Below are 13,159 nucleotides of genomic sequence, written 5' to 3'. Positions count from 1 at the left end.
GTGCTCGTGGTTTTTGCCCCCGTGGCCTCCGGCCGCGGGGGCTTTGCCGTGCCGGGTCGTGACGGGGGCGGGGTCGTGGCGCGGCGGGGCCGGGCGCGTGGGGGTACTGGTCCGTGGGACGGCGGTGCCGGGGCTGTGGGGCGGCGGTGCTGGGGCCGGGCGCGTGGGGTGCCGGGGCTGTGGCGCGGCGGCCTGGTGCGGCTGGGTCTCGTGTGCTCTGTGGTGTGGCGGTGACGCGTGTGGGTGAGCGAGTTATCCACAGGTGCGGAGTTGTCCACAGGGCCGAGCGGGAAATTCGCGGAGTCGGCAGGGTGAGTGCCATGAGCTTCGCATCAGGACCCCAGGCATCCCGTTCCTCCCATTCGTTCTCCTCCAGGCTCCGTCCTCCGTCCCCGGCCGCGGCGGGCTCCCCGGCGTCCCCCGCCCCGGGCCACGGCGCCTTCCGCGGTCCGGCTTCCCTCCGCCCCGGGTGGTCCGCGCCGGGGTGGCCCAAGGACCGCGGGCGCGGGGGGTCCGGGGGCGCCGGGCCGGTGCCCGCGTTCGCGCCGGTGCGGCCGCGCGGCGGGCGGCACCGGCTGCGCCGGGCGGTGTACCGCAGGCGCCGGGCGCTGGCCGCCGCCCTCGCGGTGACCGCCGCGGTGTTCGCCGCCATGGTCGCCGCCACGGACCCGCGGGGGGCCTCCCCGCCCGTGGCGGCGGCCCGCGGCGGGCCGCCCGGCGCCGCGAGCGGGGGCGCGGGCGCCGCCGGGCCTCCCGCCCGGCTGGTGTCGGCGCCGGTCAGGATCGCGGACGCGGCGGCCGTGCGGCTGCTGCGGCCGGGGGATCGGGTCGACGTGCTGGCCGCGCCGGTCGCCTCGGGCGGCTTCGGCGCCGAGCGGCCCGACGGCCCCGCCCGGGTGGTCGCGCGGCGGGCGCGGGTCGCGGAGGTGCCCGAGAGCGCCGCCGGGCCGCCGTCCGCCGTGGCGCCGGCCGGGCCGGGCGAGGGCGCGCTGCTCGTGCTGTCCGTCCCGCCCGAGACGGCCGCGGCTCTGGCCGGGGCGGCCGCCGGGGCCGATCTTGCGGTGGCCCGGTGGTGAGGCGGCGGTGGCGACCCGACTGGACAGCCCGGCGCGTGCTGTTGCAGCGTGGCGGGCGGACCGAGTCGGACGTGGGAGAGAGGCGCGGCGGTGAGCAAGGGACGACAGGGCGTGGTGAGCGGGGCCACGACGGTCCTCGGTGGATTCCGGGACTTCCTGATGCGGGGCAACGTGGTGGAGCTCGCGGTGGCCGTCGTGGTCGGCGCGGCGTTCACCAACATCGTGAATGCGGTGGTCGAGGGCATGATCAACCCGCTGGTCGGGGCCTTCGGCACCCAGGACCTGGACGAGTACGACTCCTGCCTGCGCGGGCCGTGCACGTACAACCAGGCGGGAGAGGTCGTCCACGGCATCCCCATCCGCTGGGGATCGGTCCTCAGCGCCACGCTGACCTTCCTGATCACCGCGGCCGTCGTCTACTTCCTGATGATCCTGCCGATGACCAGGTTCCTGGCCCGGCTGAGCAGCAGGACGCCGGCTTCCCCGCCGCCGGTGACCGAGCTGGCGCTGCTCGCCGAGATCCGGGACGAGCTGATCGCCCAGCGTGCCGCCAGGACGGCCGTGGGTGCGCCGCGCACCAGCCCGGAGGAGGCCCAGGCCCAGGAGGCGGGAGCGGAGGCGGCGGTGCGGGGGGCGGCCGGCACCTCCGTCGATGCGGAGGCCGGCAAGCCCGACAGGCTGCGCAAGGAGAGGGAGGGGGACCGGGCCTAGCGGCGGGGGCCGGGCCCTGGGCCCGGCCGGGAGGGGCGGCTTCCCGGGGTGGAGCTCAGAGATGGTGGGGCGGCTTCTCCTCGAGGAAGCGCAGCAGGCCCCCGCTGCCGCCCTCCTCCGCCGGGGGCTCGCCCCAGCCGTGGTCCGAGTCGTCAGCCGACCGCCCGTCGAGGGGATCGTCGAAAACGATTCCGGCGGGCCCCGGCTCGGGCCGCCGCTCCTCGGGGCTCCGGTTCTCGTTGCTGCTCACCCGGCCAGGATACGGGCGCGGCGGCAGCGACCCGGCGGCCAGCGCCTCGTGCCACCACAGGTCCCGGCCGGGCGTCCAGGGCACCGGGCGGGCCAGCTGGGGCACGACGAGGACGGTGTGCACGTCGGGGCAGCCGGTCAGGGCGCGGTCGAGTGCGGCCTTGGCGGGGAAGATCCTGCCGTCGAGCACGCAGCAGTTCGCGGTCACCACCACGCGGGCGCCCGACTCGTTGAGCCGTGCCCGGATGGTCTCCACGGGGCCGCTGGGGGCGAGGGTGATCCGCGTGGCGCCGACCTGGATGCAGGCCATGGTGGCGACCACGGACTCCAGGCACATGGGCAGTTGCACGGCGACCGCTTCGCCGGGCCGCACGCCGAGGCGGGACAGGGCCTGCGCGGCGCGCTCCCCCTGCGTCAGCAGCTGGGTGTGGCTGAGCACGTCGGCGGGACCGGTCCAGTCGCCTCCGCCGCCATGGGAATCTCCCGACATGCGAGCAGCCTGCTGCCCGGCGATTGACGTCCGATAAACGTTCGCTGCACGGGGGTTGGCGAGGGGCGCGGCGGGGTACCGGGACTGCCCCCTCGCGCCGGGTTCGCCGGCGGGAGCCCGCGACTCGCCTCCCCGCGCGCGCGAGCGCCTGCGACCGGTGACCCCGGAGCGTCGGGCGCGTCCGGGGGCACCGGCACTCTCATGCTGCCGCCGCCGTCAGGGCGCGGGCAAGCGGCGGGAAGTGCGGTCCCGGGAATGCGCGGCCCCCCTCGGCGGTGTGCCGAGGGGGGCCGGGTGAGGGGGGCCGTGGCCCCTGGGGTCAGTGCGCCATCGCCGGGAGCGGGGTGCTCTCGTCGGAGGCGGACGTGTCGCCGTCGGCGTGACCCGCCGACCGCTCGACCTTGCTGTTGACCAGCACAGCGGCGGTCGCGGCGGCGGCGAGCAGGATGCCGAACGCCCACCAGATCGCCGAGGTGTAGCCGTGCACCATGGCCTGGAACTGGGCCAGCTGCGGGTCCGTCGCGCCCGCCGCGTGGGAGGCGAAGTACGACGTGGTTGCGCTGGCGGCCACCGTGTTCAGCGCCGCGGTGCCGATGGCGCCGCCGACCTGCTGGGACACGTTGACCATCGCCGAGGCGACGCCCGCGTCGGTGGGCCGGACGTTCGAGGTGGCCATGCTCATCGCGGGCATGAACGTGGTGCCCATCCCCAGGCCGATCAGCAGCTCGGCCGGCAGGATGATCGCCGCGTAGGAGCTGTCCACCTCCAGCTGGGTCAGCAGCAGCATGCCGAGCGAGGCGGTGAGCATGCCGGGCACCATCAGGCGGCGCGGCGAGACGCGCGTCACCAGGCGGGCGCCGATCTGCGTCGAGCCGGTGACCATGCCCGCCACCATCGGCAGGAAGGCCAGGCCGGTCTTGACCGGCGAGTAGTCGCGGACGATCTGGAGGTAGTACGTCAGGAAGAGGAACAGGCCGAACATCCCGATGACCGCCAGGCCGAGCGAGAGGTACGAGCCGCCGCGGTTGCGGTCGGTCACCACGCGCAGCGGCAGGAGCGGGGCCTTCACCCGGGACTCCACCACGACGAACGTCGCCAGCAGCACGGCGGACAGGACGAACATGGCCACGGTGACGGACTCGCCCCAGCTCTCCTGCTCGGCGCGGCTGAAGGCGTAGACCAGGGACACCAGGCCGAGGGACGCCAGGAGCACGCCGGGGATGTCCAGCGGGGAGTGGTTGCGCGCCTGCATCGGCTCGCGGATCACCAGCAGCGCGCCGAGGGCGGCCACGGCGGCGAAGGGAATGTTCACGAAGAACGTCCAGCGCCAGTCCAGGTAGTCGGTCAGCGTGCCGCCGAGCAGCAGGCCGACGGCCGCGCCGGCGCCCGCGATGGCGCCGAAGACGCCGAACGCCTTGGCGCGTTCCTTGGGGTCGGTGAACAGCACCGTCAGCAGGGACAGGGCGGCCGGGGCGAGCATGGCCCCGAAGATGCCCTGGAGGGCGCGGGAGGAGAACATCATGGCCTCGTTCTGCGCGGCGCCGCCCAGCGCGGAGGCGAGGGCGAAGCCGATGAGGCCGATGACGAAGGCCCTGCGCCGTCCCCACAGGTCGGAGACGCGGCCGCCGAAGAGCAGCAGGCCGCCGAACGCCAGGGCGTAAGCGGTGATCACCCACTGCCGGTTGGCGTCGGAGATCTCCAGGTCGGCCTGGGCCGAGGGCAGCGCGATGTTCACGATCGTGGCGTCGAGCACCACCATCAGCTGAGCGAGGGCGATGAATATCAGAGCCGTCCAGCGCCTGGGGTCCAGAGCGCTGTGAGCCGGGCTCACGGCTTGCTGGGGTGGCATAGGGGAGTTACCTCACGTTACGTATGGCGAAGAGTGACGAAGAATCGCGGAATGTCGGGCGTGCGGAAGGGACACAGGGGCAGACTCGGCGCGGTGGGAAAACTCAGCGCCGCGTCGGCTACCGGTGGTGGCTGGGGATCAGCAGAACTCTCCCTTGAGGTCTGCCAGAGTCTTGGGCTCCCCCGGGAGCGTGCTGCGTACGGGCGTGCGCAGGCCGTCCAGGAAGATCTGCAAATGCCGGCGGGTGAGCAGCGCGTCGCCGCAGCGCGTGCCCGGCAGGGGCAGCGTCAGCCGGCTGATGGCGAGGAGCAGGTCCCCCGAGTCGACATCGGGCCGCAGTTGGCCGGACTGGTGGGCCCGGTCGATGACCTGCTGGGTCACCTCCTGCATGCGCCGCATGCTGTCCCGCAGCCTGGTGTCCTCGGCGTCGAGGGCGGGGGCCAGAATCGAGCACAGTCCGCCGAGGCGCTCTTCGGCGGCGTTGAGCACGAGTCCGCGCAGCGTCTCGAAGGGGTCGTTCTGCTCCTCCATGGCCCGCTGGGCGTTGTCGATGATGCGCTGGTTCACGTACAGCAGGACGTGCGCGGTCAGCGACGCCCGGTCCGGAAAATGCCGGTACAGCGTGGCATTTCCGACGCCCGCCCGTCGAGCGATTTCATCCAGGGGGGCGTCCGGGCCGTGCAGGACGAAGGTCTCCCTGGCGGCGGCGAGGATGCGCTCGCGATTGCGCGCCGCGTCGGCCCGCAGGCGCGGCCGGGCGTCGGCAAGGGTGTCGCTCACGGTGGAACCTCGTCTCCTGGGCGTCGGAACAACCGGGGAATCAGTCCCTGGTTGAGTCGGACACCGATACAAACGGACAGGGGCTCCCCGGTTATTTCGGCGAGAGTTGTGTCCTGCGTCACATCGAGCGAAGGGGGCGTTCCGGGCGGCCCGCGCGCGGCTCCCCGCCGCGCCCGCCGGCCGGGGCCCGGCCCCGGCAAACCCGCCCCGGCGAATCCGCCCGGCAAACCCGCCCCGGCGAATCCGCCCGACAAACCTGCCCCGACAAACCTGCCCCGGCGCCTCGCCGCGGCGCCGGGGCGTGAGGCGATCGGCCGGCTCAGGCCGCCGCGTCGAAACCGGAGTCGCTCGCCATCCGCTTCAGCTCCAGGAGGGCGTGCTTCTCGATCTGCCGGATCCGCTCCCGGGTCAGGCCGTGCTGCTTGCCGACCTCGGTCAGCGTGCGCTCGCGGCCGTCCTCGATGCCGTACCTGGCCCTGATGATGGCCGCGGTGCGCGGGTCGAGGCGCCCGATGAGGTCCTCGAGCCCCTCCCGGCGCATCATCACCATCACCGACTGCTCCGGGGAGGCGGCCGAGGTGTCCTCCAGCAGGTCGCCGAACTGGGTCTCGCCCTCGTCGTCGACCGACATGTTCAGACTCACCGGGTCGCGCGCCCAGTCCAGCACGTCCTGCACTCGCTCCGGCGTGGAGCCGAGGTCGGCCGCGATCTCGGCCGGCTCGGGCTCGCGGCCGTGCTCGCGGTTGAACTCCCGCTGCACGCGCCGGATTCGGCCCAGCTCCTCGACCAGGTGGACGGGCAGCCTGATGGTGCGGGACTGGTCGGCGATCGACCGCGTGATGGCCTGGCGAATCCACCACGTCGCGTACGTGGAGAACTTGAAGCCCTTGCTGTAGTCGAACTTCTCGACCGCCCTGACCAGGCCGGCGTTGCCCTCCTGGATCAGGTCGAGCAGGGGCAGGCCGCTGCGCGGGTACCGCCGGGCGACGGCCACGACCAGCCGCAGGTTGGACCGGATGAAGACGTCCTTGGCGCGCTCGCCCGCGGCGACGAGCGCCTTGAGCTCCTCGCGCGTGGCCGAGGCGGCGGCGCTGTCCGCGGCCGGCTGCTCCTCGCCTTCGAGGATGCGCTCCGCGTACAGGCCGGCCTCGATCGCGAGGGAGAGCTCGACTTCTTGCGCCGCGTCCAGCAAAGGCGTGCGGGCTATCTCATCGAGATACATCCCGACCAGGTCCCGCTCCAGGGCGTCACCGCCCGCGCTGGATCGGACACTGCCCGTCGTCTCGACACGCTCGTCGGTGTCCGGACGCCGGGCGACGGCACGGGTTGCCATACGTGCTCCCTTGCGAAGTGATCAAAGCTCCATCGAAGAGTCCTTCTCGGACCGGACGGGGAGGCGCCCTTGCCTTCCATGTCCGTAACAATCAACGACGGGAATCCGGACAGAATTCCCAAGCAGCGCATCTTTTCTCGGCGATGCAGTACCCTGCCCGCTCACGCGCCGGCCCTGCCTGGTTCTCTCTTCCCTGAAGACGAACGGCGCCGCGCGATAGTTGCGTCCCCGTCCGGACACCCGAACGCGTCACTCGGCGGGCGATGGCCTGGCCCCCTGCCCATCGTGGACGCATGCCGCCGATACCCGGCCGCCGTGCGGTGCTCTCCGCCGGCGGCACCCTGGTCCTGGTGCTCGGCACCGCCCCCGGCCTCGGGGCGCCGCTGACGGGCACCGCGAGCGCACCCGCGCCCGACACGGCGTGCGCACCGGCCCCCGGCGCACAGGCCGCGGGCGGGCTCGGCGAGTCCCTGCCCACCGGCCCCGGCTTCTCGCCGAGCACGGGCACCGTGTCGGCCCTCACCGTCTTCATCGACTTCCCCGACGCGCCCGCCACGATCAGCACGCGGGAGCGTTTCGCCGAGTTCTTCCCGGAGACCGCCGAGCAGTTCGCCGAGAGCTCCTACGGGCGGCTGCGCTACCGGGCCGTCCCGGTGCACCGCTGGCTGCGCATGTCCCAGCCCTTCGAGGACTACGGCATAGACCGCGGCGCCGGCTGGCGCCCCGACGACGAGCAGGGCTACAACCGGCTGCTGCGCGAGATCGTCGCCGCGCTGGACGAGCCGCCCCCGGCGGCCGGCGGCGCACGGGGGGGCGCGGCCGGGGAGCGGGGCCGCGGCCGGGACGGGCCGCGGGAGGGGGCCGCCCCCGTGGACTTCTCGGACTACGACCTGGTCAACGTCCTCGCCACCCCCAACGCGGGCCCGCCCGCCACCGAGCGCGTGCTCTCCGTCTCCTTCCCCGGCCGCGACCTCGTGGCCACCGCGGAGGGGCCGCTGCGCAACGTCAGTTTCATCTGGAGCCGCCAGCCTGGACCCGCCGAGCACCGGGTCCTCGTCCACGAGAACGGCCACGTCTTCGGCCTGCCCGACCTGTACTGGACCGGCGCGGGCCGCCCCCCGCAGCTGACCGGCCACTGGGACGTGATGGAGCAGGACTGGGGTCCGCCCAACGACTTCCTCGCCTGGCACAAGTGGAAGCTGGGCTGGCTGCTCCCCGGCCAGGTCGACTGCGTGGCCGAGCCGGGCACGAGCGAGCACGTCCTCACGCCCGTCGGCGCCGCGGGCACCGGGGGCACGCGACTGCTCGCGGTGCGCACCGGCGACCACGAGGCGCTCGCGATCGAGGTGCGCACGCCGGGGGCGCTCGACGAGGTGGTCTGCCGCCCCGGCGTCCTCGTCTCCCGGATCAGCACGGTCACCCGGAGCGGCTTCGGCCCGGTCACCGTGCAGGACGCGACGCCGGGCAGCGAGGGCTGCCAGGCCGTTCCCGACCCGCAGGTGACGGCCCAGCTGACCGACGCCCCCTTCGTGCCGGGCGAGACCTTCCGCGACGCGGAGGCCGGGGTCAGCGTCGAGGTGCTCGACGCCGATTCCTCCGGGCGGCACCGGGTGCGGGTCAGCCGCTGGTGACCGCGCCTGCCCTTCCCCCCGGCCGTTCCCCTGCCCTTCCCCCGGCCGTTCCCTGGGCCGTCCTCCCGGCCGTTCCCCCGCCCGCGCCCCGGCGGTCCGCCCACGCTCCGCTCGCGCCCCGGCGCTCCGCCCGCGCCCCTGCCGTGCCCCCGCCCCACCCCTTCCGCGCCCCCCGCGGTCCGCGGCGGCCCCCTGGTGACGCGGAACCCGGCCACGGGTAGGTTGCCCGACAGTGCGCCGCCCCCCGTGCGGCGCGGGAGAGGGCAGGGGGCGGAGCGGAGATGCGCGAGGGCAGGCGCGACGGCCGGCACGAGGTCCGGCGGTGGGTGGCCCGCCGGCGCAACACCGAACTCGTCCTCGTCCTGTTCGCCGTGGCCATCGCCGGCTTCGGGCACGCGGCGGCCGGGCTGGCCATGTACGAGAAGGTCCCCTCCGCCCTGCCCTGGTACACGCTGGGCCTGGGCGCCGCCGCCCTCGCCGCACACCTCGCGGTGCGCCGCTTCGCCCGGCACGCCGACCCGCTGATCCTGCCGATCACCGTGCTGCTCACCGGCCTCGGCCTGGTCCTGATGGACCGCCTCGACTACGCCTACGCCCAGCACTACCCGGCGGAGAACTACCAGTCGGCGCCCGTCGCCTCCGACCAGGTGACCTGGACCCTGATCGGGGTCGCGCTGCTGATCGCGGTCCTGGCCGTGCTGCGCCACCACCGCGTCCTCCAGCGGTACACCTACCTGGGCATGGCGGTCGCGATGCTGCTGCTGATGGCGCCGGCGTTCTTCGGCGCCGACCAGTTCGGCGCCAAGCGCTGGATCACCCTGGGCCCGCTGTCCGTGCAGCCCGGCGAGTTCGTCAAGGTCATGATCGTGGTGTTCTTCGCCAGCTATCTGATGGCCAACCGCGACGCTCTCGCCCTGGTCGGCCGCCGCTTCCTCGGCCTCGCCCTGCCCAGGGGCCGCAACGCGGGCCCGGTGCTGCTCGTGTGGGCGGTCAGCCTGGTCGTGCTGTTCTACGAACGCGACCTGGGCACCTCGCTGATCTTCTTCGCGGTGTTCATCGTCATGCTCTACATCGCCACGGAACGCACCAGCTGGGTCGTGCTCGGCGGGCTGATGGCCGCGGCCGGCACCTTCGTGGTGGCCACCACCCAGCCCCACGTCAAGGGCCGCGTCCAGGCCTGGCTGCACCCGATGGACATCTTCCTGCCGCCCGACCAGCGCCCGCCCGGCCTGATCTCCGACCAATCCGCGCAGTCGCTGTTCAGCTTCGGCAGCGGGCACCTGATGGGCACCGGCCTCGGCCAGGGCCACTCCTACCTGGTGGGCTTCGCCGGGCGTAGCGACTTCATCCTGGCCACCGTCGGCGAGGAACTCGGCCTCGCCGGGGTCACGCTGGTGGTGCTGCTGTACGTGCTGCTCGCCCAGCGCGGGTACGCCGCGGCCCTGGCCGCCACGGACCCGTTCGGGAAGCTGCTCGCCGCCGGCCTGTCCACGGTGCTGGTGCTCCAGGTCTTCGTCGTCGCCGGCGGCGTCACCGGACTGATCCCGCTGACCGGCAAGGCGCTGCCCTTCCTCGCGCAGGGCGGCTCCTCGACGGTGGCCAACTTCCTGCTGGTGGCGCTGCTGATCCGGGTCAGCGACACCGCGGGCAAGGCGTCCACCCAGCCGGCGGGGAACGCCACCATCCTGACGCCGGTGATCCGCGATCACGACGCCCGCCGCCCCGAAGTCCTGTGATCACCCTCGCTCTTCGGCCGCCCCCGGGCGGCCGGTGCCCGACCCACCCCCCGTTCGAGAACGCGAGGCGCCATGAACCTCACCGAAGACGCCAGGGCCCTGACCGACGACCTCACGCGGCTGCGCCGCCGCCTGCACGCCGTCCCCGAGGTGGGACTCGACCTGCCGCGCACCCAGGAGACCGTCCTGGCCGCCCTCGACGGGCTCCCGCTGGAGATCTCCACCGGCGAGAGCCTCAGCTCCGTCACCGGACTGCTCCGCGGCGCCCGCCCCGGCCCCACGGTGCTGCTGCGCGGCGACATGGACGCGCTGCCCGTGGCCGAGCGCACCGGGCTGCCCTTCGCCGCCCCCGTGGAGCGGATGCACGCCTGCGGCCACGACCTGCACACCGCGATGCTGGCGGGGGCCGCGCGGCTGCTCTCGGCGCACCGGGACCGGCTGGCGGGGAACGTCGTGTTCATGTTCCAGCCGGGCGAGGAGGGCTACGACGGGGCCGGGCGGATGCTGGCCGAGGGGGTGCTCGACGCCGCCGGGGAGCGCCCGGTGGCCGCGTACGCGCTGCACGTCATGTCGCACACCTGGCCTTCCGGCCTCTTCACCGTGCGCGGCGGCCCGGCGATGGCCTCCTCGAACGTGCTGCGGGTGACCGTCCGCGGGGCGGGCGGCCACGGCTCCGTTCCCCACCTGGCGAAGGACCCGATCCCGGCGGCCTGCGAGATGGTCACCGCGCTCCAGACCTTCGTCACCCGTTCCTTCGACGTGTTCGAGCCGGTCGTGCTGACCGTCGGCACCTTCCACGCGGGCACGGCCACGAACATCATCCCCGACACCGCCACCTTCGCCGCCACCATCCGCTGCTTCTCCGCCGTGGCCCTGGAGCGGCTCCGGGAGGGGACGCTCGCCGTGTGCCGGGGCGTGGCCGCCGCGCACGGCCTGGAGGTGGACGCCGAGTTCACCCACCAGTACCCGGTGACGGTCAACGACGCGGCGGAGGCAGAGTTCGCCGCCAGGACCGTCCGTGAGGTGCACGGCGAGGAGCGCTTCGAGCCGCTGGAGAATCCGATCCTGGGCGCCGAGGACTTCTCGCGCGTCATCGACGAGGTGCCGGGCGCGATGCTCTTCCTCGGCGCCACCCCGCCGGGCGCCGACCCGGGGAGCGCACCCGTCAACCACTCGCCGCTCGCCGCCTTCGACGAGTCGGTGCTGCCCGACGGGGCCGCGCTGTACGCGGAGCTCGCCGTGCGCCGACTGGCCGCATAGCGCAGGGCACCGCCTCGCCGCCCACCGTACGGTGGAGTCCGATATCACGTGGTTCGCGTGATTCGGTGGATTCACGCACTTCGCGCGGGTCGTGCCGGATCGCGCCGACCGCGTGGGCCACCCGGGCCACCCGGCTCACCGGGCCGCACGGCTCACCTCGCGCACGCCGCTCGCGTCGCGAACGTGAGGCGCGCGGACCGGCGTGGACCGCGTGGGTCGCGCGCCGCGCGCCGTCCCGTCCCCCCACGCCACCGCATGCCGCACCCGCCGCATGCCGGGCGCGGCGGCGCGGCGGCGCGTGACCGCGGGTGGCCCGGAGGTGGCGCCGGTGCGCAGCCGCACCGGCGAGGAAGGGCGGCGAGGATGGCACCTGAGCTGGGAGTACGGGAGGCGGAGGCGCACGTCGCCGATGTCTGCTTCGCCACCGGGGCGCCCGGGCGGACGGGCGTGGAGCTGGAGTGGCTGGTCCGCGACCTGCGCGAGCCGGGGCGTCCGGTACCCGGCCGGCTCCTGGACGAGGCCCTCGCCCCCCTCTCCCGCCCGGGGGCGCTCCCCGGCGGCGGCCGCCTCACCCGCGAGCCCGGCGGGCAGGTCGAGCTGAGCAGCCGCCCGGCCTCCTCGCTCCCGGACTGCGTGGCCCAGGTCGCCGCCGACCTGGCCGCGCTGCGCCTGGCCCTCGGCGACGCCGGGCTGGCCCCGCTCGGCCTCGGGCTCGACCCCGTCCGGGTGCCGCCCCGGGTCCTGGACCATCCCCGCTACCGGGCGATGGAGGCGTACTTCGACCGCTTCGGTCCCGGCGGCCGCGTCATGATGCGCGCCACGGCCTCCGTGCAGGTCAGCGTGGACGCCGGGGACGAGTCCGCGGGCCTGTCCGGCTACCGCAGCCGCTGGACGCTCGCCCACCGACTCGGACCCGTCCTGGTGGCGGCCTTCGCCAACTCCCCCCTGTGGCGGGGCCGTCCCAGCGGCTGGCGGTCCACCAGGCAGGCGCTGTGGGCCCGGATCGACCCGGGCCGCACCCGCCCGCCCGAGGAGGCGGGCGATCCCCGCGCCGCCTGGGCCCGTTACGCGCTCGACGCCCCGCTGCTGTGCGTGCGCCGCAGCCCGCCCGCCGCGTGGACGGCGCCGCCCGGGCGGTCCTTCCGCTCCTGGCTGCGCGCCCCGCACGGGGAGCGCCGGCCGGAGCTTGCCGACCTCGACTACCACCTCGGCACCCTCTTCCCGCCCGTGCGCCCCCGCGGCTGGCTGGAGTTGCGCATGATCGACGCGCAGCCGGGCGAAGGCTGGATCGTGCCGCTCGCCGTGGTGCGCACTCTCCTCGACGTTCCGGCCGCCGCCGACGCGGCCTGGGCGGCCACCGAACCCCTCACCCGCGGGGGATCGTTGCCCCGCCCCGACCTGTGGCTGCGGGCGGCCCTGCGCGGCCCGGCCGACCCGCTGCTCGGGCCCGCGGTACGGGCCTGCCTGGCCGCCGCGGAGCGCGGGCTCGCCCGCGACCCGGCCGGGGCCGCGCTGCGCCTGGCCGTGGCCGAGTTCGCGGAGCGCTACGCCGCGCGCGGGCGCTGCCCCGCCGACGACCTCCTCGACCGCCCGCCCGCCGCGCCGCGCGCCGCGAGGCCGCCCGGCGCGCCGCGCACGGACGCGCGGCCGGGCGCGCCCCCCGGGGCCGGCCTGCCCGCCGCGCCCCCCGGCGATAGGCCACCCGCCGTGCTTCCCGGCGCGACGCGGCCCGGCGTGCCGCCCGGTGGGGAGCGGCCGGGCGTCCCGCCCGCCGCCCGGCCCCGGGCCGCCGCCCAGGGCGCCCCCGGCGCCGCGGCCCGTCCGCCCCAGGCCCGCATCGGAAGGAGCCCCGACGATGAGTGAGTCCACGCTCACCCCGGACCCCCCTGACACCCCGAACGCCGCCGCCCGGCAGACGAGCGGCACCTCCAGGACCGGGCACCCCGCCGCGGAACCGGCCGCCGCTCCCGCAACGGAACCCACCGCTGAACCGGCCACCGCGGGCCCCGCCGCGGGCGTGCGGCCGGCACCGCCCACCGCCCCC

At 75.1% G+C, this 13,159-nt stretch carries 10 protein-coding genes; 6 read left to right on the top strand and 4 right to left on the bottom strand.

All coding sequences use genetic code 11. The features are described 5' to 3' along the window. The first annotated feature begins 530 nt into the window (after positions 1–530). Both D7294_RS14030 and D7294_RS14025 read left to right on the top strand, forming a co-directional pair. A complete protein-coding gene (locus D7294_RS14030; protein WP_241562350.1) occupies positions 531–1,076 on the top strand; it encodes an RcpC/CpaB family pilus assembly protein in 546 nt (181 codons plus the stop codon). 90 nt (positions 1,077–1,166) lie between these two features. Further along, positions 1,167–1,787, top strand: coding sequence for a large conductance mechanosensitive channel protein MscL (locus D7294_RS14025; protein ID WP_422070695.1), 621 nt, complete (start codon positions 1,167–1,169; stop codon positions 1,785–1,787). 55 nt (positions 1,788–1,842) lie between these two features. On the opposite strand, the gene D7294_RS14020 is transcribed toward D7294_RS14025, so the two are convergent. From D7294_RS14020 to D7294_RS14005, 4 genes are all read right to left on the bottom strand, one after another. Further along, positions 1,843–2,526, bottom strand: coding sequence for an AMP-binding protein (locus D7294_RS14020; RefSeq protein WP_120679426.1), 684 nt, complete (start codon positions 2,524–2,526; stop codon positions 1,843–1,845). Positions 2,527–2,845: 319 nt separating this feature from the next. After that, the gene (locus D7294_RS14015) at positions 2,846–4,375 is read right to left on the bottom strand and encodes an MFS transporter (RefSeq protein WP_120679424.1); all 1,530 of its coding nucleotides are present in this window, start codon (positions 4,373–4,375) and stop codon (positions 2,846–2,848) included. Between the two features lie 138 nt (positions 4,376–4,513). Then, positions 4,514–5,155, bottom strand: a complete 642-nt coding sequence (locus D7294_RS14010; RefSeq protein ID WP_120679421.1) for a TetR/AcrR family transcriptional regulator — start codon at positions 5,153–5,155, stop codon at positions 4,514–4,516. A 319-nt stretch (positions 5,156–5,474) separates the two neighbouring features. After that, the gene (locus D7294_RS14005) at positions 5,475–6,488 is read right to left on the bottom strand and encodes a sigma-70 family RNA polymerase sigma factor (RefSeq protein ID WP_120679420.1); all 1,014 of its coding nucleotides are present in this window, start codon (positions 6,486–6,488) and stop codon (positions 5,475–5,477) included. A 293-nt stretch (positions 6,489–6,781) separates the two neighbouring features. Here D7294_RS14005 and D7294_RS14000 point away from each other — a divergent pair, with 293 nt between their 5' ends. The 4 genes from D7294_RS14000 to egtA all read left to right on the top strand — a co-directional run bounded on the left by D7294_RS14000 (position 6,782) and on the right by egtA (position 12,978). Beyond that, on the top strand, positions 6,782–8,119 hold the full coding sequence (locus D7294_RS14000) for a M6 family metalloprotease domain-containing protein (protein WP_120679418.1): 1,338 nt from the start codon (positions 6,782–6,784) through the stop codon (positions 8,117–8,119). Positions 8,120–8,400: 281 nt separating this feature from the next. Then, a complete protein-coding gene (locus D7294_RS13995) occupies positions 8,401–9,855 on the top strand; it encodes an FtsW/RodA/SpoVE family cell cycle protein (RefSeq protein WP_120679416.1) in 1,455 nt (484 codons plus the stop codon). Positions 9,856–9,927: 72 nt separating this feature from the next. Next, positions 9,928–11,115 carry a M20 metallopeptidase family protein gene (locus D7294_RS13990; RefSeq protein ID WP_120679414.1) on the top strand — a complete coding sequence of 396 codons (1,188 nt, stop codon included), beginning with the start codon at positions 9,928–9,930 and terminating at the stop codon, positions 11,113–11,115. 363 nt (positions 11,116–11,478) lie between these two features. Then, on the top strand, positions 11,479–12,978 hold the full coding sequence (gene egtA / locus D7294_RS13985) for an ergothioneine biosynthesis glutamate--cysteine ligase EgtA (protein WP_174248350.1): 1,500 nt from the start codon (positions 11,479–11,481) through the stop codon (positions 12,976–12,978). Positions 12,979–13,159 lie beyond the last annotated feature (181 nt).

Source organism: Streptomyces hoynatensis, from assembly GCF_003626535.1.
In the GTDB taxonomy this organism is placed as follows: Bacteria; Actinomycetota; Actinomycetes; order Streptomycetales; family Streptomycetaceae; genus Streptomyces; species Streptomyces hoynatensis.
This window is presented reverse-complemented; position numbering and strand designations above follow the sequence as displayed.

What these genes read in the sequence shown, in the direction of transcription:
- D7294_RS14020 (WP_120679426.1), bottom strand. Translation starts at nt 2,526, where the DNA reads ATGTCGGGAGATTCCCATGGCGGCGGAGGCGACTGGACCGGTCCCGCC.
- D7294_RS14015 (WP_120679424.1), bottom strand. Translation starts at nt 4,375, where the DNA reads ATGCCACCCCAGCAAGCCGTGAGCCCGGCTCACAGCGCTCTGGACCCC.
- D7294_RS14005 (WP_120679420.1), bottom strand. Translation starts at nt 6,488, where the DNA reads ATGGCAACCCGTGCCGTCGCCCGGCGTCCGGACACCGACGAGCGTGTC.
- D7294_RS14000 (WP_120679418.1), top strand. Translation starts at nt 6,782, where the DNA reads ATGCCGCCGATACCCGGCCGCCGTGCGGTGCTCTCCGCCGGCGGCACC.
- D7294_RS13995 (WP_120679416.1), top strand. Translation starts at nt 8,401, where the DNA reads ATGCGCGAGGGCAGGCGCGACGGCCGGCACGAGGTCCGGCGGTGGGTG.
- D7294_RS13990 (WP_120679414.1), top strand. Translation starts at nt 9,928, where the DNA reads ATGAACCTCACCGAAGACGCCAGGGCCCTGACCGACGACCTCACGCGG.
- egtA (WP_174248350.1), top strand. Translation starts at nt 11,479, where the DNA reads ATGGCACCTGAGCTGGGAGTACGGGAGGCGGAGGCGCACGTCGCCGAT.